The organism is Cohnella sp. GCM10020058, from assembly GCF_042683485.1.
Lineage (GTDB): Bacteria > Bacillota > Bacilli > Paenibacillales > Paenibacillaceae > Cohnella.
Window position 1 is genome coordinate 688491 of sequence record NZ_JBHUJV010000009.1, and the last position, 19877, is coordinate 708367.

Sequence of the window (19877 nt, forward strand, 5' to 3'; positions counted from 1 at the left end):
GTGGAGACCGTCGAGCAGCCCGTGCCCGGTCCCGGTGAGGTGCTCATCCGCGTAGAGGCAGTCGGCATCTGCGGCAGCGAGCTTGAAGGCTATCGCGGCCACAGCGCAGTGCGGCGCGCACCGCTCGTGATGGGGCATGAGTTCGCGGGCGAGGTCGTCGCCGCGTCGGCCGAAGCGGCTCCTGCCGCAGCAGCCGTGACTGTCCCCCCCACCGCGACCGGGACTGGAGCCGCCGCCGACCTCGTGGGACGGCGCGTTGTCGTCAACCCGTTGCTCGCCTGCGGCCGCTGCCCGCGCTGCCTGGAAGGCAGACCTAACGTCTGCCGCGAGCGGCGCATCGTCGGCATTCATCTTCCGGGCGCCTTCGCCGAATACGTGGCCGTGCCCGCGTCGAGCGTCACCGTCGTTCCGGACGGCATGGATGCCGCGCTGGCTTCGCTCGCCGAGCCGCTGGCCGTCTGCGTGCACGCGATCCGGCTGGCACGGGCGGACAACCGCGCCTCCAACGACGGGCTGCTCGTGCTCGGCGCCGGCCCGATCGGCCTGCTGACGCTGCAGGCGGCGCTGGCGCTGGGCGCGCCGCGCGTGCTCGTCTCCGACAGGCTGGCGTCGCGGCTTGCTTTTGTCCGGGCGCTGGGCGGCGAGTCTTGCGCGCCGGAGGAAGCCGAGTCCGCCTGCCGGGCGCTGTTCGGCGAGGACGGCCCGGAGGCGGTCGTCGACTGCGTCGGCGTGGCGCAGACGCGGGAGACCGCAGTCCGGCTCGCAAGCGCGGGCGGGCGCGTCGTGCTCGTCGGGCTCGGACAGGACGAGAGCCCGATGCCGATGAACCTGGCCGTGCGAAAGGAACTGTCGCTGCTCGGCTCGTACACGTACAGCGAAGGTGATTTTGCGGAAGCTGTCGGCTTGCTGGCATCCGGGGCCATCCGTATGGAAGGATGGACGGGAGCCTGCGCGCTGGAGGAGGCCGCCGCGGCGTTCGAGGCGCTGGACCGCAGCGTCAGTCCTTACGGAAAGATTATCGTCAAGCCAAACGGCGGCGTTGAACTGAATCAATGAGGGGGCAGGGGACATGCGGGGACTGGCAGGCAAGACGGCCGTCGTTACCGGCGGCGCGCAGGGACTCGGCGAAGCGATCGTACGCAGGCTCGCCGAGGAGAACTGCGACGTATGGCTGCTCGACCAAAGTGGGACAGGAGCGGATACGGCGCGGCGCATAAGGGACGAGACGGGACGTCGGGTCCGCTTCGAGCAGATCGATCTTGCGGACGCCGGACAGATTGCCGCGCTGGCGGAGCGCTGGGCGCAGGGCGGCGTGCAGCCGACCGTGCTTGTCAACAACGCCGCGGCGTTCGTGTTCAAGGGCGTCGAGGCGACGCCGGCCGACTGGGACCGGATACTCGACGTTAACATTAAGGGTACATCCGCGTTGACCGGGGCCGTCGTGCCCTTGATGAAGGCGGCCGGAGGCGGCTCGATCGTCACTCTGTCCTCCGTCAGCGGTTTCGTGGGACAGCGGCAGTTCGCCACTTACAACGCCACCAAGTTCGCGCTGCGCGGGCTGACCAAGTGCTGGGCGTACGATCTGGCACCGGACGGCATCCGCGTGAACGCGGTATGTCCCGGATACATTCGAACCGAGGCCTTCGATAAATCCTGCGAGCTCCTCGGCATCGATCCGGTCGAGGAGGACGCGGGCGCTGTTGCCTTCCTCGCATCGGACGACGCGAGCTTCGTGACGGGCAGCGATCTGATGGTGGACGGGGGCTTTACGGCGATATGAGAAGAAAGAGCGGCGAAGCGGCAAGTCCGCTCGAGACCGCCGCCGGCCGCCAATCATCCACGCCAAAAAAGCTGTCACCGCGCGTACGGCGCGGTAGACAGCTTTTATCGTATCAAGCCTGCGGCACCCACTTCGTGATCCGGCCCTCCGGCACCCACTCCACGACATAGATGGCGCCTTCGCCGTCTACATGCACCGCATGAGGCGATACGAAGCCCCGCTCCGGCCATTCGGCAGGCGGGATCGCGGGCCATCTGGCGTCCTGCCAGAGCGAGCTCGACTCGCCTAGCCGGGCGATGACGTTAAACTCGCGGTCCGCGACGACGACGCGGCTATTCAGATCGGGGATGCAATAATAGTCGCCTGCGCCGACCAGATCGCACGGCAGCATGTAATCTCCGCCGAACGCGCGCAGCAGTTGTCCGTCCGCCGCATACTGCACGAACCGCCGGTGCCTGCGATCGGCAACGTAAACGGTCGTCTCGCCGGATTCGGAGCCTTCGACCCATAGGCCGTGAGGCTCGTAGAGCTTCCCATCCTCCGCATCCCCGCGTCCGCCCCAGCTTTGCAGCCAGCGCCCGTCCTTGTCGTAGCGGTGAATCAGGTATTCGCCGTAGCCGTCGGCCACGTAAATATCGCCGTTTGGCGCGACGCCGACGTCGGTCGGGCGATACTTGTCCGGCGTCACGTAGATCTCGGACAAAGGAGGAACGTCCAATACGAGCATCTCGCGTCCGTCCAGCGCATGCTTGGCGACGCGATGCCTGCGGATATCCGTCACGTACAAATACTCCGTGCCGTCCGCCTCGCGGTCCAGGCAAAGACCATGGGCGCCTTCGGCGTATTCTTCGCCCCAGGAACCGACATATTCGCCGTCCGGCTCGAATATCGCGACCGCATGCCGGCTCATGTTAAACACATAGATTCGTCCTGCCGCATCCTCGGCCAGTCCGTGGGTATACCCGAGGGCGACGCCCTCGGGCAGCTTGGCCCACCCGGAGAGCGGCGCATAATCCGCCGCCTCCCGGATGCCGTTCTTGCGCATATCCGTCATTTTCGGTCCGCCTTCCGTTTTTTATCGCCGTTCGCGCTCGAGGTCTCGTTGCTGCGCCCTGTCGCCTCCGGTCCGCTTCGCGTCTCTTCTCGTCGGCACCCGCCGGGGCAAGCCCCGGCGCATCCGCTCGGCCTGCACATAGGCTCAGCCCTCTCTGGCGAGCAGCGGGAACCTTGGGCCGGCAATCGGTTGACCCTTTTCCAGTCCGGTCCCGTCGGTGATGACATGCGCATCGCCGCTGTAAGTGACGCCGTCAGGCATATAGATGATGGCCAGCACGCGCCGCGGGCGGTCCGTCGAGTTCGCGTGCGCGTAGTGGAAGGTCAAGCCGTCGTGGAACGTGCAGCTTCCCGCCTTAAGGGGCACGATGACCGGTTTCTGCGTATCCGCCTGGCCGCCCTCCACGTAGTCGAAAATGTTTTGCGGGTCGGCCAGATCGATACCCTTCAATTTACCCAGCCGGTTCGACTTCGGCACGAAGGCCATGCAGCCGTTCCGTTCGTCCACGTCGTCGAGCGTCAGCCAGATCGACATCATTCCGGGATTTTTCTCGTTGACCGGCCAATAGGGCGTATCCTGGTGCCAAGGCGTCTCCTTGGAGTCGCCGGGCATTTTCCACAGGCCATGGTCGTGGAAAAGTCGCATGCCGGATGCGCCGGCCAGCAGTCTTGCCGATTCCGCGAAGCGCGGATGCGCGGTATAGCGGCCCATGCCGGCATGATCGCGCCAGACGCTTACCTTCTGGTTCAACACCCGGTAGTACAGCCCGCCTTTTTTATCCGTTTTGACGGCGCGGTCTCCGTCGTTCTGCATCGCTTCCTCCAGATATTCGCGGAGCTCGGCCAGTTCCTCCGGCGTAATCATGTTGTCCACCTGCACGAACCCGTTCTCCCGGTAGAAATCGATATGGGCTTGCGTAATAGGCGTTTGTACTTGGGTCTGAGTCGTCATCGCGCTGAATCCTCCTTGTGATTTGCTGTAGTTCAAGCATAATGGGTAGAGGAGTCGCGGTGGATGGAGAGAAGTTCGCTGTATTTGTAAAAAGGTCGGAAAATAAGGAGCGCTTACATGCCCGTCCCGCAGAGAATCGATTATCGCCTGCTGTCGCCTTACGTACGCTTTGTGCACGAGATCGTGATCGCGCCCGGCGCACGAAACGCCGACCGGCATATTTACGATTACGAGTTCATCTTTGTCGTTCGCGGCGAGGGCAGGCTGCGGATCGGCGATCGCGTGCATGCGATGAAGGGCGGAGATCTCTTCTACATCCGGCCGCATCTGAGCAATGCGATGGAGATCTCCGAGGCGCAGCCGATGGATTGCTTTGCCGTTCATTTCGATTATATGTACCTGGGAGAAGGACATGAGTTTTCCCCGTATGCGGTGTATATGGGACAAGGCGTAGAGGAAGGCGCAGGACGCTTGCACGAAAGGCCGGCCATCGAGCCTTCGGAGCTCGACATTCCCGAGGCGATCGCGGTCGGCGACGTGAAGGGCTTTTACGAGACGTTTAAGGAGTTGAACGATTGCTTCAGCCGTACCGGCGTCGGTGCCAGGCTGCGGCTGAATTCCGCCATGCTCCGGCTGCTCGGGCTAGTGTACGAGGAACTGATGACGCGGGAAGGCGTACGGATCGGACATCCGCACGCGGATATGGTGCTCGAAGCGATTCAGTACATGGAAGCGCATTATGCGGAGCGCATCGATGCGCAGTTGCTCGCGGGTCGGGCGGGCTTCACGCCCAAGTACTTCGGCACGCTGTTCAAGCAGGCGACGGGCACCGCGGTCTCGGCTTACCTGCTTCGCTTGCGCATGGAACGGGCCAAGCAATTGCTCGCGCAGCGCAAGCTCTCGATTGAAGAAGTCGGCACCCGCGTGGGCATCGGGGACCTTTATTATTTCAGCAAGCTGTTCAAAAAAACGGAGGGTATGTCTCCAAGCCGTTATGCCTCGTCGATCGGTTGGCCTGCGGAATAGCGGCATTTTGTTAGCCGGCCGCGAAGCTGCGCTCAGTCGCTCGGGCGATCGCGCGCTTAGGCGGCAAGCTTCTTGGCCATGGCGGCAGGCTGCTTTTGGGACCAGTACTGCAGCGCCGTCGTCAGCAGCGGATCGTCGTTCGTCCAACCGCCGTCCATCTGCGCGAACTTGCCTTCGCCTGCTTTTCCGGCGATGCGATACAGGTCCGGCGATAGTCCCTGATCGGCGCGAAGCATGAGCAGGTAGCTCTCTCCCGAGCATAAAAGGGAGCTTCCCGCGTTCGCGGACTGGACGATGCGAATGTAGCGTGCGGTGCCGCCTTTCAGCCAGTCGCGCACCTCAAGCGTCGTCACCGTAGAGTTGCCGTCCAGCGCATGCGCTTCTGCGATGACGGTCCCGGTTACTATGGCATCAGCCGAATTCATCAGGTTCAGCAGGCGGGCGGCGTCGCCTTGAACGGTAGGGCCGTTCTCGGCGTCTTCCTGTCCACTTGCGGGAAAGTCGAGATGAACGGGAGGCAGCGGCACGATTTGTTCGGCGGGAGACAAGGCAAAGGAAGGCGTCAGCGGGCCTTTCAGAAGCAGGCCGCTGACGATCAGGGCAGCGGCGAGCAAAACAGTTCCGAAGAGTTTGATCGACATCAGGAGCACCACCGTTTCCGAGTTGGTCTTTGCATTCTTGACGGAACCCGCGGAGCAAATGTTCCACTTTGACGCAAAGTAAGGTTATCCCAATATGTGGAATGACGGCATATCGCTCGATTCGAAAATGAATTTTGAAGTATAGGGTATTTTGGGTTTTTATAGTGGTATCATTTACGCACGGAACTTGTCGAAAAGTTCCATTGGGCCGGGCGAACAGGTGGTATAATAAAAGCCTGAACGGAGGTGCCTCCTCCATGGCGGCCTGGTTGTTTTTGTTCGGCGGTTTGCTCTCGCTCTTGGGAGTCGCCTATGCATATAGCTTGCGGAAGATGCCCGGCGCGCTTCCGCTTTTCGCGCTTTTTGCCATGACCGGCATTATTATGTTCGCTTCCGGCAGGGAGGAGCTGGTATCCAGCCTTGCGGATAAGCTGCTGTGGCGCAATGTCCAGCAGATCGGTTATCTTTACGCCCCGCTTTCCGTGCTCTGGCTCGCTTTGACGTATACGCGCGAAGGATCCAGATTTACTCGCCAGACGATCGCCCTGATTCTTGCCATTCCAACCACGGGCTTGCTTCTCATTCTTACGGATTCGTCTCATCGCCTCATGCGCGTGCAGGTCTACTTAGATGATGCAGGAATGCTCGTCATCCAGCGGACGTTATTGAACCAGGCGATCTATGGCTTCTCGCTGCTCGTATCTTTAGTCGGTCTGTACGTCCTGGTCCGCAGCGTGTTTTACACGCGCGGCGTGCAGCGCCGCCAACTGCTGTATCTGATCGTGGGCATGTATCTCCCCTCGGTGCTCGCGTTTTTGCGCGGAGCCGGTTGGGTGAATTTTCAGGGCTACACGGCGTCGATCGGCATCACTTATTTGCCTGGCCTGCTGATCGTCGGCTGGGGCGTGCTGCGCTACCACTTGTTCGACTCGGTCCCCTTCCCGCGCAACCGCCTGTTCGACATGATGAGCGAGGGGATCGTCGTGCTCGACGCGGACGGGCGGCTCCAGGATCTTAACGGCGCGGCGCGGCGCATGCTTCGGATGGAAGGCGACATGTGGCATGGCAAGCTTGTCGCCGACACGCCGCTGCCGTCGGAGCGCTGGCTCACCGCGCATCGGGATCGCGTCAAGAACGTTTCGTTCGACTTTGCTCTGGGAGAAGGGGAAGACGAGCGGCAGTTCACCGCCAAGATCACGCCGATCCTCCATCGGAACCGCATCCTGCTCGGCTCTTTGTCGGTGCTGTCGGACCGGACGGAGGAGCGCCGCCGGGAGCTTGCGCTTCGTCAAGCGGCCGTGACCGACGGCCTGACGGGAATTTACAACCGCAACGGCTTTATCGCAGAGCTGACGCGCGTGCTGGAGATCGCCCGGGAGCGAGGGACGCAGCTGTCCTTGCTCGTCCTCGACATCGACAGCTTCAAGAGCGTGAACGACAGATTCGGCCACTTGACGGGGGATCGGACGATACGCGCTTTCGTGGATTCGGTGCGAAAGACGGCAGTGGAGCTCGGATTGTTCGGCCGCATCGGCGGCGAGGAGTTCGCGCTGGCGCTGCCGGGAATGGCCGCCGAGGAAGCGTTCGAATACGCGGAGGGCATCCGTCGCGAGGTCAGCCATACCGTGATTGCGGACGGACTCGGCGGCACGTTCGGCATTACGGCGAGCATCGGCGTCGCGACTCTGAGGTCCGATGATCGGTCGTTCGAATCTCTGTATTCGCGGGCCGACGCCGGCCTGTACGAGGCCAAGCATCTTGGGCGCAATGCGACCCGCGAGGGCGGCCGGACGCCGGTTCATGTATGAGGGATTAATGGACAGGCAAGCGTGCTATCCGCGGAAATGAAGCGGATTGGATTAGTGCTGGTGCGGCTCGAAAAGGCTGCGTTTGTACATGTGTTTTTCACCGGCGCGCGACTCGGGATGTCAACCTGCGAATATGCAGAAAAAATCAAAGCAGACAGCCGCAAATAGGGCCGATGAAGGAAAATAGATGCGTTTTTGCATCAATCCGGTCCAACAAGGCCGGCATCGGTTAAAAAGGATGTAGATTTGCAGGCACTTCGAAGAAAGTATGACGCGGGCGATGATCGGCCGATCCGTTGGATCGGCTATGGGACGAACCATCCGCAGACATGCCGCTGGAAGCAGATGTCGGATAGCTGCAAGACCTAAAGAGACCGTCAGGACGATTTGTCACTGACGGTTTGTCATGCTAGGCCATGTACTCGAAAAACAGCGGCGTCCGCACGAATTGCTCGACCTCGCGGGCGTCCTCGGATAAGGCGCAGGCGAGAAGCAGCTTCATCAGCGCCGCTTCGGACGAGATATTCCCGAGTGCGATCCCGCCTGCTCCGGTCAGGTGCGATGACGAAGCGTACATATCGCCTTCGGGGCTGCGCATCGGCACGAGATAGACGTCGATGCCGCGCTCGCGGCAGTAAGCGATAAACGAGACGAGCGTCCTTCCCTCGGCGTCGTCCCGCGCGTTCGCGGTACCGGAGTGATAGGTGTCGTGCAGCACGGCGCGCGGAGGGCGGGAATCAAAATCATAGACGCGGTAGTCCAGGCCGGGATAAGGCTTGACGTAGAGCACGGGCGGCCATGCGCCGTCGCGCGCCGGCGGTGCGGGCGGTGCCGATGGCCCCGAGCGGAAGAGTTCCGATGCGGCCGGGTTAACCGGATGCGGGTTCGGCTCGAAGCGACCGTGCCGCATCCGGCCGAACGGGGCCGCATGCGGCGCGTCGAACTGGTCGGTGAACGGCACCGCCTGCGTGATGCGCGTGCCCAGATAGACGACCGATTCGTCCCGGTGGTCGCCGAACAGCGCGAATACGCCAGGCAAGCCGGCTTGGGCGATGAAGTCGACTGACGCCGAAAAGTTGGCGAGCCCATTGCTCCTCGGGTCCTCCAACGGGTAATTGGCCGCCGTCAGCACGACCGGAAACGGTGCGTCGCAGCATAGATAGGAGAGCATCGCCGAACTAAAAGAAAGCGTATCGGAGCCGTGCGTAACGATGATGCCGGAATAATCGCCGCCGTATGCGGCGCGCACCGCTGCGGTCAACGTCGCCCAGTCGCCGGGCACAAGATTCTCGCTCAGCAGATTGCAGGGCTGCGCGGTCTCGAATTCAACTTCTCGCGTTCCGGCGATTTGGGCATACTGCTCCAAGAGGAAGTAGGAGCCGGCTGCATCGACGTCGATGCCGTGCGCCCCGCGCCGGCTTCCGATGGTGCCGCCGGTGAAGAGGACCAATATTTTAACGGACAAATTTGCGGACAAGTATGCAGACATCCTTTCCGTTCATCGTATACTGCATGGCGCTGCGAAGCGCCGATCGCATCAGAAGCTTGCCCAAATATCCGCGAGCGGGATATCGGCCCGGGCCATGACTTCGTCGGCCGCCCCGTAGTACATGCGCACCGTGTCGCCGGCCAGAATCGCGCCGCAGGAGAACACGACCTTGCCAAAGAAGCCGTTGACCTCGTAGTCCGCTTCGGGCGCCAGGATCGGCACGCGAGAGCGGGCCAGCACGCGCGCCGGGTCCTCCAGGTCCAGCAAGGCGGCGCCCATGCAGTAGCGGCTGTCGGCGTCCGCGCCGTGATACAGGACGAGCCAGCCGCGCTCGGTCCGGATCGGTACGGCGCCGCCCCCGATGCGTCCGCCGTCCCAATGGCCGGGGCGCAGGCCCATCAAGTAGCGGTGGCCGCCCCAATGGAGCAGGTCGGGCGACTCCGAGACCCACATCTCGGGCGCGCCGATCGACTTGGGCACGGGACGGTGCATCATATAGTATTTGCCGTTCATGCGCTCCGGAAAAAACATGGCGTCTTTATTTTCGGGCGGAAGGATCATCCCGAGCCGTTCGTAGGCAACGAAGTCGCGGGTTACCGCCAGCCCGACGCCGACGCCCCGAGAGCTGACCGCGCTGTAAGTAATGTAATATTTATCGCCCAACTGCGTGATTCGGGGATCCTCGATGCCCCATGCCTCGTCTTCGCCGGAGGGGAATAGCGCAGGCGCTTCGTCGACGACGAAACGCACGCCGTCCCGGCTGCGGGCGACGCGAAGATGCGACATCGAAGTCAGATAGGCATAGGAGCCGTCGTACCCTTTAATCACGCGCGAATCGGCAAAGTTGTAATTCGGATCGTCAGCCGCCAACCGGACAAGCTCGAGCCGGTCGCCTTTCTCGTCGAGCATTGGCACCAGCACGGCGCCGGACTCCGACTGCAGCGGCATCTCTGCCACGCGAAGCAGCAAAATAATCTCGTCCCCCAGCTCGGCGACGCCGGCATTAAAAGCGCCTACGACCTGGAAATCCGGACGAGAAGGTTTGACATGACCGACGGTCACGATGGGACCGTCCGCCATACGAATGACTGCCATTTGACGCTCACCCCGTTTGCATCTTATTCTAACCCCATACTACTTTACAAGTACCCAATCTCCAAGCGGAGGGCTCGATATCGGGCCGGATCGCCGCGGGAGATAGCGGAGACCGAGGGATTCGACTTGAGTGAACCAATGAGCGTACGCAGCGGAGAGATCGTCGACGTGTGTCTGCTGGCGGGCAAAATCATGCTGGAGAACGGCGGGGAGACGTACCGCGTGGAGGACACGATGATGCGGATCGCGTCCGCCTACGGTGCGGAGAATCCGCAGAGCTTCGTCATGCCGACGGGCATTATGTTCGCCATCGACGGCTCGGAGACGTCGACACGGCTTGTCCGCATCTCGAAGCGGTCGACCAATCTGAGCAAGGTGACCGAGGTGAACGACATCTCGCGGCGCATCGCGGGCGGCCATCTGCCGCCGGCCGAGGCGCGCAGGCTGCTAAAGGGCGTCGAATGCGGCGCGCCTGTCTACCAGCCGGCAATTCAGCTGGTGCTGGCGGCACTTGCGAGCGGATGCTTTCTCATCCTATATGACGGAACCTGGGCAGACATGCCTGCGGCCATGCTCTGCGGCGGAACGGGCTTCTGGCTTCTCGGCCAAATGGTGCGGCTCAGCTCGATCCGGCTGTTCGGGGAGCTGATCGCAGCCTTTGTCGTCGGTCTGCTATCCTATCTGGTCGTGCATCTCGGCGTCGGCCAGCAGCACAGCACGATCATGATCGCGTCCGTCATGCCGCTCGTGCCGGGACTGCTCATCACCAACGCGGTTCGCGACCTGATGGCAGGGCATCTGGTGTCGGGCATTTCCAAGGGAGCGGAGGCGTTCTTGACGGCCTTCGCCATCGGCGCAGGCATCGGGATCGCGCTGACGTTGAATGGATAAGGAGGCGAGCGGGGTATGATCGCAGATTACTATTCTCAAGCCATCGCGAGCTTCGTCGGCACGGCGTGCTTCGGCGTCATATTCCAGATTCCGAAGCGGAGCCTGATTCAGTGCGGTCTGACGGGCATGGTCGGCTGGCTGGTGTATTTCGGCCTGATCCAAGCTGACGTCGACCCGATTGCAGCCACCTGGGCGTCCGCCGTGCTCATCGGCCTGATCGCTCACTATCTGGCGATCCGCTTCAAGGTGCCGGTCACCGTATTCAGCGTCTCCGGCATCATCCCGCTCGTGCCGGGCGGCATGGCCTACGATGCGATGCTGAATGTCGTGCAGAACGACTATATGTCCGCAGTCGAGCTGGGGGCCAAGGCATTCATGTTATCCGGCGCGATCGCAGTGGGGCTCGTGTTCTCCGAGGTCGTCAATCAGCTGGTGAAAAAGGTGCGTACGGGGATGTCGCGGGCAGGGGGATGAGCGCGAGCAGCTTCCGGACAGATCGCGTCCCGGGAGCGGAGATAGCGGGAAAAACCGTGCATCTCCCCGCCATGCGCTGCTCTTGAGTACCATTTATGCTTTACCATGCATCTGTAGCCGCCAAAATTAAGAGAGCTATGTGCGAAGCAGAATTTTACTTAATCCTCAACGCAATCCGCAAATCGGATGTCGTGCTCGAGCCCCTGTGCCGCAAATGCGAGCAGACGCGCGCCTTCTTCGGCGAGGGCTTCGCGGTCGTCCGCGGATAGGGGGGCGAATGGCTCGACGATCAGTTGCGCATTGCTGCGTCCACGCCGGATTTCCCACTTGCCGGCGACGATGCCGTCCACCAGAAAGACGGGACGGACGAGCCCGTTCGCGGTGAATACGCGTTTCTTGCGCGCCTCGCTTAATATGCGGGAGCGGTCCGCGTAAGCGAGCAGCATCTGATCGAACTCGCCAAGGAAGCGCGGCGTGCTAGGCGTATTCGCATCCGGGCGAGGGGCATCGGGCAGGTCGAACAGCTCGATCCCCTGCTCGGAGCAAAAGCGAACGAGCTTGGATCCGAGCCGCCGGACCGCTTCCTGCAGCTTCGTGAGGCCCGACCATGCCTGCATGTCCTTGACCGATGCAGGACCAAAGGCGGACAGATAGCGCAAGACGAGCTTCTCGTCCGTACAGCTCTCTACCTGAGGCAGGCTGGTCCACGCCTCGAGCGGCACATGCAGCGCCTGCCCGCTGCGGCCCCACAGGCCGCGTGGCGGCGTCTGCACGAGCGGCACGCGCGCCCGGACCGCGATCGCGAGCGCCTCGGGATCGCGGTCCGGCCAGCGCTCCGCCAGACGCTCGCCAAGCTCGGCAAAGCTATGCGGCCGCTCGGCCGTCCACTCCCGCCCCAGGGCGGCGGCTGCGTCCGTATCTACGCCTGCGAGCCGCTTGCCGAAGGCGCCGGCCAGGCCGCGATCCTGTACGGGCTGGAGCAGCGGACGAAGCGCCAGGGCGTCCCGCGTCGAGACGAGGTGGAGCGTGGCCCGCATCAAAGCCATCCGTACCGCCTCGCGTCCCAGCAGCAGTCTTTCGAGCTCTGCGGGATCGAACTGCTCGAGACGCGCCCACAGCGCGTAATAAGGCGCCATCGGCGCCTGCGCTTGCAGGCCGCACAGCCGCTCGATCGCCTCGAGCGCGGACATGCGCTCCCGGCGAAGCAGCATCTGCCTGGCCAGCAGTGCGCGATTCAGCGCGCGGCGGTCCAGCGTCCGGTCAGCCGCAAAGCCGTTGCTTTTTGAATGGGAGTTTTGCGATCGTTCGTTCATGCGGTTCGTTCCTCCTTGGCGAGGCGCTCGGGCCTCATCGGTAAACCAAGAATAACGCATGTTCTCTGACAGCAGTCTGTCAGTAAAGAATGCCCGCGACAATGCATTTCGTTCAGCGCGGTTTCCAAGCAGTCTTTGATGGCATATCAGAAATTATAAATTTGGCGGCGATTTGCGGCAGGTAAGCGAGCATGCGGCGGGCCGGAGCTTTTCGTTCGTTTAACGGGTCGAAATAACTGCATTCGTACAGGTATTTTCTGCGGGCCAACGAGACCTGATGGAAAAGATGCAAATGTGCAGGTAAATTTAAAGCACAAGCTGGAAATGGGGCTGGCGAAGAAAAATAAATGCACTTTTGCATCTTTCCTGCCTAAAAGGGTCTAGATCGGCGAACATAGATGTATATTTGCAGGCATTGCGGCGAAAGAACGACGCTGGCGACGATACGCGGGCCCAATTGGAGCGGCTGTCGGAATAGACTTTAATAGGGTAGACGAATCTCGACGCGAGTCCCTTGACCCAGCGCGCTCATGTAACGGATCGTGCCTCTATGTCCCGCCAAAATCTGCTGGCTGACCATGAGGCCGAGACCGTGTCCCGACGCTTTGTTCGAATAAAACGGTTCGCCCAGATGCTTCAGCTCCTCTTCGGAGATGCCGAAGCCCTCGTCCTCGATGACGATCAAAATGCTGTCGTCCTCCGATTGATCCAAGCGCTGTGTCACCCGGGCCGCAGCAGTCGCATCCGACTCGCGGGCAGCCGCCGCCTCGGCAGCCGCACTACTTCCGCCCACCGCACTACTCCCGCCGGTCTCCCCATGTACCTCGGCCCAAATGCCGATGCGCATCGTGCCGCCGTCCGGCATCGCCTCCATGCCGTTTTTGAGCACGTTCAGAAAGACTTGCTTCAGCTGGTTAGGCTCGCCTTTCAAAGGCGGCAGCTCGCCGGCTTCGCGCAGCTCGAATTGCACGTTGTTCATGATCGCTTGGGCTTCGAGAAGCGCCACCGTCTCCTTCATGATGGAGCGGATGTCGATGAGCTGGAAGCGGATCGCCTGCGGCTTGGACAGCACGAGGAACTCGCCGACGATAAAGTTGATCCGATCAAGCTCGGATAGCATCGTGTCGAGATGGGCCGGGTTGATGCCGCCCGACTTTTGCTGGAGCTGCACGAACCCCCTGAGCGTCGTGAGCGGGTTGCGGATCTCGTGGGCGACGCCCGCGGCCAGTTGGCCGACCATCGACAGCTTCTCGGTGCGTCTTAGCATCTCCTCGGTTGCCTTCCGCTCGGTAATATTCCGCGAGATCGAGGCGATGCCGACGATCTCGCCATCCTCGTCGCGTACGGGGGACACCGTTATGCTGACGTCGATCTGCGAGCCGTCCTTGCGGTAGCGGATCGTCTCGCAGTCCGCGACCGAGCCGCCCTGGACGACCTTCCGCAAAATGCGGGAATCGTCCTCCTGCAGTTCCTCCGGCACCTCGGGCAGCCGGCGGCCCAGCGCCTCGGCGGCGCTCCAGCCGTACATTTTCTCGAACGCGGCGTTCACCTGCATCAGATTGCCGATGGGATCCGCGACGTGGATGGCGTCCGAGCTATGATGCACGAACGACTCTAGGTACTGCTTGGTGCTCCGCAGCTCGGCCGCCGTGTCTCTCAGCCGGTTCGTATAGGTGCTGAGATTGCTCGCCATCGTGTTGACGCGTTCGGACAGCCGGCCGAGCTCGTCGTTGCTGGCGACGGGCAGCGGCTCGTCGAAGCTGCCTTCGGCGACCGCATTGACCTTGCGCAGGATCTGCCGGACGGGGAGGATCATCAGGCCCGACAGCCAATAACTGGTCAGGATGGTGGCCGCCAGCAGCGCGAGGCCGATGACGACGTTCAGCAGCAGCTGCCGGTGGAGATCGCCGCTGATCGCCGAGCGGTCGAAGCTCACGGTTACGATATAGTCACGGTCGCCGTGGATCGGGATATAGCTCTTGAGCAGCCTTTTGCCGCCGGAGCGGCTGTTCGCCGTTACGGTTTCTCCCGTGGTGATGGCGGTATTCACGTATTCGATGTCGGCGTCGTCCTTATAGGCGTATGTGCCGAACACGATGTCTCGGACGTCCAGATTGTAGATGGGCTTGCCTTTCTTAATTTTGATGATCGGCGCTTTCCCGAAAAAAGCAGGATCGATGCCGGTAATCTCGACCAGATCGGCATTGTCGTTCAGCAGCTGTTTGATCAGTTTTTCGGTACCGACCGAATCCTTAAAATCGACGAGTACGTCCCCCCGGCTGAAGGGATTGATCATATAATTCGTCGTGCCGTCGTAATAGTCGCCCCACTTGAGGATCAAGTCGGGATCCGAGGTGGCAAAATTGAAGGGGCCCGACCAAAAGTTCGGCATTGCCCGGCCGAAGCCGACGTTGACGGGCTTGCGCTCGAACAGCTGCTGAAAGGCCCTGTACCAGTAGTCCATCGTATTGGAGCCGAGATTGATCTCGCTCGGCTTCGAGGACTTTTTGACGACGATATCGTTCGGCGTCCGCACCCACAGCGAGATTCCCTCCAGCTGCAGCTCTGTGCTCAATTTGACAAGCTCCTCGTTGGTCACGTTGTCGATATCGGGATCCAGCGAGCTGCGAATCGCGATCGAGGCGGCGAGCAGCTTCTCCTCCTGGGCCCTTTCCAACCGTTCGAGCTCGTCTTCATAGGATTTGATGGACTCTCCGATCTGCTTCGAGATGATCTCCATGCGGTCGATGGCCGCCTCCTGCATGCCCGACTTGGACCAGAAGTACGTAATCGACAAATTCAGCATGAGGATCGCGGCGACGAGCAGAGACAGGAAGAGGGTTAGCTTAAGCTTTATCGACAAGGCAGAAGGCCTCCTATGGTATGGGGACTGGACGTAGTTGTCTGAAACGGTGAAGTTGCTCGGAAGCGGGCTTTTATAAATTCTGTGCGTCCCGCTCATAATCCTGCCATGCGGCGTCAGCTAAATCTTGCAAAGAATACAACCCTTAAGTTTAAGCGTTTAAACTTTTAGGGTTGATTAGAGCTAGTCGTGTGGGTTAAAATTAACTCTTGAAAGTTAAAGCGTTTAAACTTTAGGGGAAGCCGCAGACTGGCACCACAGCTTGGAACTTAAGGCGGGCATCTCTCATGAGCAAAAAAGGAGCGCGCAAGCGTGAAAATCAACATCTTCGACGTCGCCAAAAAGTCGGGACTGTCCGTGGTCACCGTTTCCCGCGTCATTAACAACGCACCGTCCGTCAGGGAGAAAAACAGGGAAAAGGTGCTCCAGGCGATGAAGGAGCTCGGCTACCACCCGAGCGCCGCGGCGCGCAGCCTGGCCAGGGGGCGAACTGGCGTCATCGGCCTCACGCTGGCGACGCTGCAGGACTCGTTTTTCGACGCGGTCGTCAAGGAGATCGGCGATCGGCTGGCCGAGCTCGGCTACTTTCTCGCGCTGTCGGTCGAGACGGGGGCCGGCGGAGGCGCGGGCAGGCTGCTTTTCGAGGAAGACCGCGTGGACGGCGTTATCGTGCTGTCCCCGATGCAGGAGGACGGCTACGAGCTGGAGCTGCTGCACAAGCGGATCCCCTATATCCTGCTGGACAATCAGCAGCCTTCGCCTTCGGCGCCGTCCGTGGTCGTGAACAACTTTAAAGGCGGGTACGAGGCTGCGCGGCATCTGATCGACCTCGGACATCGCAAGATTGCGCATATTGCCGGCCCGCTTGCGTTTTTGAGCAGTCAGGACCGGGAGCGCGGTTTTTTGCAGGCGCTCGCGGAGGCCGGACTCGCGCCCTGGCGCATCGAGCCCGGCGAGTTCAATATCGAGTCGGGCTATCGGATCGCGGAAGCATGGATCGCGGCAGGGAGTCTGCCGGAAGCGGTGTTCGCCGCGGACGACCATATCGCGCTCGGCGTCGTAGACGCCTGCAAGAACGCGGGTCTTCGCGTGCCGCGGGATCTGTCGGTCGTCGGCTTCGACGACCAGGTCCTTGCTTCTGCGCTGCGGCCCGCGCTGACGACCGTCCGCCAGCCCGCGGACAAGATCGGCCGTAAAGGCGTGGAGCTGCTCCTCGCGGCGATCGAGGGGCAGCAGCGGCGCCATGCCACGGTGCAGATCGATCCGGAGCTGATCGTCAGGGATTCGACGGCGGCGGCCGTCCATACAGACAAAGAATAGGCGAGAGGGAGAGACGAGAGCATGAAATATTATTTGGGCGTCGACGGCGGCGGCTCCAAGACCTACGCGCTCGTCGCGGACGAGCAGGGACGAGTCGTCGGCAAGGGCAAGAGCGGCAACGGCAATCATCAGATCGACCGCGAAGGCGCGCGGCGCAACATCAGGGAGGCGACGGAGATGGCGCTCGCCTCCGCGGGAATCACGCGGGAGCAAGTTGCGTCCGCCTGTTTCGGCTTGGCCGGCGCCGACCGCGAGACGGACTTCAGGATCTTGCGTCCGATGATCGGGGAGCTCGGCTTCGCGAAGCACGAGATTCACTGCGACACGATCATCGCGATGCGCGCCGGAACGAGCCGGCCGTACGGCGTCGTGCTCATCTGCGGCAGCGGCACCAACGGCGCGGGCCTCAGTCCCGCCGGTGAGAGCCTCCAGGTCGGCGGGTTCACTTATATGACGGGCGATTTCGGCGGCGGCACGGCGCTGGCCGTAGAGGCCTTCCGTACGGTCATCCGCGCTTGGGACGGACGCGAGGCGGAGACGGCGCTTACGCCGCTCGTGTTGGCGGAGACGGGCTATTCTACCGCCGAGGCGATGTTCCACGATTATCTGGACCGCGATCTGCAGCCGCCGTTAAGCCTTGCGAAGCTGCTCTTCGAGGCGGCCGAGGGCGGAGACGCTGCCGCGCAGGCGATTCTGCGCAAGCAGGGCGAAGAGTCGGGCCGGCAGGCAAGTGCCATTATCCGCAGGCTCGGCATGTCGGACGAGACATTCGACGTCGTCATGGCCGGCAGCATTCTGACGCGGGGCAAAGGAGACTGGGTGCATGCCGGGATCCGGCAGGCCGTGGCTGCTGCGGCGCCCAACGCCTCGGTAGTGAAGCTGGCGGTCGAGCCGGTCGTCGGCGCGTTGTGGCTGGCGTTCGAGTCGGACGGCCCGCTGCCGGAGACGGCGCGCGAGACGCTGAAGGACGCGGCGGAGTTCGAAGCGATCTGATCCAATCCATAGACCAGGAGGATGATAAGCATGGCGCAAGGACTGAAGGTGGCCGTCATCGGCGGCGGTTCCTCTTATACGCCGGAGATCGTGGAAGGCTTCATCAACCGGTACGACAGACTCCCGGTCCGGGAGCTGTGGCTCGTCGATATCGAAGCGGGGCGGCACAAGCTCGAGATCGTCGGCGCGCTCGCGAAGCGCATGGTCGAGAAATCGGGCCTGCCGATCAGCGTGCATCTGACGCTGAACCGGCGCGAGGCGATCGAAGGCGCTGACTTCGTCTCGACGCAGATGCGCGTCGGCCTGCTCGAAGCCCGCAAGTGGGACGAGCACATTCCGAACTTGCACGGCGTTATCGGCCAAGAGACGACCGGCCCGGGCGGCATGATGAAGGCGCTGCGCACGATCCCCGCGCTGCTCGACATCTGCCGGGACATCGAGGAGCTGGCGCCGAACGCGTGGCTGCTGAATTTCACCAATCCGGCCGGCATGGTGACAGAGGCGATCCGCCGCTATTCCAAGGTGCGCAGCATTGGCTTGTGCAACGCGCCGATCGGACTCACGAAATGGCTCAGCACCAAATACGACACGACGCCGTCGCGCATTTACACGGAGTTCGTCGGGCTCAACCATCTGCATTGGGTGACGCGTATCGAGATCGAGGGCGTCGATCGTCTGCCCGAGCTGCTCGACAAGCGGGAACAATTCAACGGCAAAAACGTGCCTGCATCCGAATGGGACCCGGACTTCCTCCGCTCGCTGGGCGGTTTTCCTTCGTACTACCTCAAATATTTTTACATGACGGACGTCATGCTCGAGGAGCAGCTTGAATCGCTGAAAAGCGGCGGCACGCGCGCCGAGGTCGTGAAGAAGGTCGAAAACGAGCTGTTCGAGCTGTACAAGGATCCGAACCTGCAGGAGAAGCCCAAGCAGCTGGAACAGCGCGGGGGCGCCTACTATTCGGAAGCGGCGGTTAACCTGATGGAGTCTCTTTACGGCGACAAGCGCGATATCCAGACGCTCAACGTGCCTAACGGCAACACGCTCGATTTTCTCCCGCCGGACGCCTGCATCGAGGTGAACTGCGTCGTGACGGGGCAGGGGCCGCTGGCGCTGCCGGTGACCCGGGTGCCCGAGCAAGCCAAGGGACTCATCCATGCCGTCAAAACGTACGAGAGACTGACGATCCGCGCGGCCGTAGAGGGCGACCGGGATGTGGCGCTGCAGGCGATGGCGTCGCATCCGCTCGTGCCGTCCGTGCGCGTGGCGAAGCAGCTGTTGGACGAAATGCTGGAAAAGAACCGTCCTTATCTGCCTGCTTTTTTCTAAATTCGGTGACGTAAGCCTCCTGTCGCAGTCAAGCCTGCGACGGGAGGCTTTTTCGTGCAGCTGTCAGAATTTTGGCGGCGATTCGTGGGCAGATCGGGCGCGTTTGGCATACAGGAGCTTTTCGTTGTTTTGCGGGCAATGGTATCGGGCAAAAAACTGCATTTGTACATGTATTTTCTGCCCATTGACGACGTGTGATGAAATACATGCAAATATGCAGGTAAATTCGCAGCACAAGCTGAAAATCGGGCCGGTGGAGGGAATACCTGCACATTTGCATCTTTTTCCGTCATGGCGACGGATATCGGCGAAAAAAGATGTATATTTGCAGGCTTTACGGCGAAGGAACGACGCGGGCGACGATCAGGCAGGCTTGTCGGAAAGGCTGTCGGATGCGCCAACGATAGGCAGGATCATCGAAACGGCTGTCGGATGCGCCAACGGGCAGCTCATCGAAACGGCTGTCGGATGCGTCTACGATAGACAGCTCATCGAAACGGCTGTCGGATGCGTCAACGATTGGCGTCCCTCGCGAATCCGGTCCCGATATCCGCCACAATCTAAAGGACCGTCAGGGCAATCTTCTTTCTGACGGTTTGCTTATCATTTATGCCGCTTAAAAACCTAATTTTTCTGTTGATTCATGTCGATTTGTAAACCTAACGAAATAACGAATTTATTATTTAGCTAGATAATAAAAGCGATAAGGTTATATAAAAAGCAATTCAGCACCTATTTCGAGTAAAGTAAGCGCTTTATAATGTGAGGCATATTCTGGTTGCGCGAGCCGGAAAAGGATAAATGGATTTTGTTGGCGCTAACAGAATTCGCGTTTTAGCTTACTTTATGG

At 61.3% G+C, this 19877-nt stretch carries 16 protein-coding genes; 9 read left to right on the forward strand and 7 right to left on the reverse strand.

What is annotated here, in order from left to right:
* A complete protein-coding gene (locus ACFSR7_RS18415; protein ID WP_378164044.1) occupies positions 1 to 1056 on the forward strand; it encodes a zinc-dependent alcohol dehydrogenase in 1056 nt (351 codons plus the stop codon).
* 13 nt (positions 1057 to 1069) lie between these two features.
* The gene (locus tag ACFSR7_RS18420) at positions 1070 to 1780 is read left to right on the forward strand and encodes an SDR family NAD(P)-dependent oxidoreductase (protein ID WP_378164046.1); all 711 of its coding nucleotides are present in this window, start codon (positions 1070 to 1072) and stop codon (positions 1778 to 1780) included.
* 112 nt (positions 1781 to 1892) lie between these two features.
* Here ACFSR7_RS18420 and ACFSR7_RS18425 read toward each other — a convergent pair whose 3' ends face one another.
* Both ACFSR7_RS18425 and ACFSR7_RS18430 read right to left on the reverse strand, forming a co-directional pair.
* On the reverse strand, positions 1893 to 2834 hold the full coding sequence (locus ACFSR7_RS18425) for an NHL repeat-containing protein (RefSeq protein WP_378164048.1): 942 nt from the start codon (positions 2832 to 2834) through the stop codon (positions 1893 to 1895).
* A 144-nt stretch (positions 2835 to 2978) separates the two neighbouring features.
* The gene (locus ACFSR7_RS18430; RefSeq protein ID WP_378164049.1) at positions 2979 to 3785 is read right to left on the reverse strand and encodes a phytanoyl-CoA dioxygenase family protein; all 807 of its coding nucleotides are present in this window, start codon (positions 3783 to 3785) and stop codon (positions 2979 to 2981) included.
* A gap of 117 nt (positions 3786 to 3902) precedes the next feature.
* Between ACFSR7_RS18430 and ACFSR7_RS18435 the strand changes: the two genes are divergently transcribed.
* Entirely contained in the window at positions 3903 to 4811 is a 909-nt protein-coding gene (locus ACFSR7_RS18435) for a helix-turn-helix domain-containing protein (RefSeq protein WP_378164051.1), read from the forward strand.
* Between the two features lie 56 nt (positions 4812 to 4867).
* Here ACFSR7_RS18435 and ACFSR7_RS18440 read toward each other — a convergent pair whose 3' ends face one another.
* Positions 4868 to 5452: a death domain-containing protein gene (locus ACFSR7_RS18440; RefSeq protein ID WP_378164053.1), complete on the reverse strand. Its 585-nt coding sequence runs from the start codon at positions 5450 to 5452 to the stop codon at positions 4868 to 4870.
* A gap of 257 nt (positions 5453 to 5709) precedes the next feature.
* On the opposite strand from ACFSR7_RS18440, the gene ACFSR7_RS18445 reads away from it, so the two are divergent.
* Positions 5710 to 7260: a sensor domain-containing diguanylate cyclase gene (locus ACFSR7_RS18445; protein ID WP_378164055.1), complete on the forward strand. Its 1551-nt coding sequence runs from the start codon at positions 5710 to 5712 to the stop codon at positions 7258 to 7260.
* 409 nt (positions 7261 to 7669) lie between these two features.
* Here the strand turns inward: ACFSR7_RS18445 and ACFSR7_RS18450 are convergent, their stop codons facing one another.
* Both ACFSR7_RS18450 and ACFSR7_RS18455 read right to left on the reverse strand, forming a co-directional pair.
* The gene (locus ACFSR7_RS18450; protein WP_378164057.1) at positions 7670 to 8737 is read right to left on the reverse strand and encodes an asparaginase; all 1068 of its coding nucleotides are present in this window, start codon (positions 8735 to 8737) and stop codon (positions 7670 to 7672) included.
* A 60-nt stretch (positions 8738 to 8797) separates the two neighbouring features.
* On the reverse strand, positions 8798 to 9844 hold the full coding sequence (locus ACFSR7_RS18455) for a glycoside hydrolase family 130 protein (protein ID WP_378164059.1): 1047 nt from the start codon (positions 9842 to 9844) through the stop codon (positions 8798 to 8800).
* A gap of 126 nt (positions 9845 to 9970) precedes the next feature.
* Here ACFSR7_RS18455 and ACFSR7_RS18460 point away from each other — a divergent pair, with 126 nt between their 5' ends.
* Positions 9971 to 10735 (forward strand): threonine/serine exporter family protein, encoded by a 765-nt coding sequence (locus tag ACFSR7_RS18460; protein WP_378164061.1) that lies wholly within the window; start codon positions 9971 to 9973, stop codon positions 10733 to 10735.
* Positions 10736 to 10750: 15 nt separating this feature from the next.
* The gene (locus tag ACFSR7_RS18465) at positions 10751 to 11209 is read left to right on the forward strand and encodes a threonine/serine exporter family protein (protein ID WP_378164062.1); all 459 of its coding nucleotides are present in this window, start codon (positions 10751 to 10753) and stop codon (positions 11207 to 11209) included.
* A gap of 158 nt (positions 11210 to 11367) precedes the next feature.
* Here ACFSR7_RS18465 and ACFSR7_RS18470 read toward each other — a convergent pair whose 3' ends face one another.
* Together ACFSR7_RS18470 and ACFSR7_RS18475 are read right to left on the reverse strand one after the other, a co-directional pair.
* Positions 11368 to 12522, reverse strand: a complete 1155-nt coding sequence (locus ACFSR7_RS18470; RefSeq protein ID WP_378164064.1) for a winged helix DNA-binding domain-containing protein — start codon at positions 12520 to 12522, stop codon at positions 11368 to 11370.
* A gap of 481 nt (positions 12523 to 13003) precedes the next feature.
* Complete coding sequence (locus ACFSR7_RS18475; protein WP_378164066.1) at positions 13004 to 15385, reverse strand: PAS domain S-box protein; 2382 nt, start codon at positions 15383 to 15385, stop codon at positions 13004 to 13006.
* Positions 15386 to 15697: 312 nt separating this feature from the next.
* Here ACFSR7_RS18475 and ACFSR7_RS18480 point away from each other — a divergent pair, with 312 nt between their 5' ends.
* The 3 genes from ACFSR7_RS18480 to ACFSR7_RS18490 are packed head-to-tail and all read left to right on the forward strand — an operon-like array spanning position 15698 to position 19027.
* Complete coding sequence (locus tag ACFSR7_RS18480; protein WP_378164068.1) at positions 15698 to 16705, forward strand: LacI family DNA-binding transcriptional regulator; 1008 nt, start codon at positions 15698 to 15700, stop codon at positions 16703 to 16705.
* Positions 16706 to 16726: 21 nt separating this feature from the next.
* Complete coding sequence (locus tag ACFSR7_RS18485; protein WP_378164070.1) at positions 16727 to 17698, forward strand: N-acetylglucosamine kinase; 972 nt, start codon at positions 16727 to 16729, stop codon at positions 17696 to 17698.
* A 30-nt stretch (positions 17699 to 17728) separates the two neighbouring features.
* Positions 17729 to 19027: a 6-phospho-beta-glucosidase gene (locus ACFSR7_RS18490; protein WP_378164072.1), complete on the forward strand. Its 1299-nt coding sequence runs from the start codon at positions 17729 to 17731 to the stop codon at positions 19025 to 19027.
* Positions 19028 to 19877 lie beyond the last annotated feature (850 nt).

Coding starts and splice junctions, on each gene's coding strand:
- ACFSR7_RS18455 (WP_378164059.1), bottom strand. CDS start 9,844: ATGGCAGTCATTCGTATGGCGGACGGTCCCATCGTGACCGTCGGTCAT.
- ACFSR7_RS18440 (WP_378164053.1), bottom strand. CDS start 5,452: ATGTCGATCAAACTCTTCGGAACTGTTTTGCTCGCCGCTGCCCTGATC.
- ACFSR7_RS18490 (WP_378164072.1), top strand. CDS start 17,729: ATGGCGCAAGGACTGAAGGTGGCCGTCATCGGCGGCGGTTCCTCTTAT.
- ACFSR7_RS18445 (WP_378164055.1), top strand. CDS start 5,710: ATGGCGGCCTGGTTGTTTTTGTTCGGCGGTTTGCTCTCGCTCTTGGGA.
- ACFSR7_RS18485 (WP_378164070.1), top strand. CDS start 16,727: ATGAAATATTATTTGGGCGTCGACGGCGGCGGCTCCAAGACCTACGCG.
- ACFSR7_RS18420 (WP_378164046.1), top strand. CDS start 1,070: ATGCGGGGACTGGCAGGCAAGACGGCCGTCGTTACCGGCGGCGCGCAG.
- ACFSR7_RS18430 (WP_378164049.1), bottom strand. CDS start 3,785: ATGACGACTCAGACCCAAGTACAAACGCCTATTACGCAAGCCCATATC.
- ACFSR7_RS18470 (WP_378164064.1), bottom strand. CDS start 12,522: ATGAACGAACGATCGCAAAACTCCCATTCAAAAAGCAACGGCTTTGCG.
- ACFSR7_RS18465 (WP_378164062.1), top strand. CDS start 10,751: ATGATCGCAGATTACTATTCTCAAGCCATCGCGAGCTTCGTCGGCACG.
- ACFSR7_RS18425 (WP_378164048.1), bottom strand. CDS start 2,834: ATGACGGATATGCGCAAGAACGGCATCCGGGAGGCGGCGGATTATGCG.
- ACFSR7_RS18435 (WP_378164051.1), top strand. CDS start 3,903: ATGCCCGTCCCGCAGAGAATCGATTATCGCCTGCTGTCGCCTTACGTA.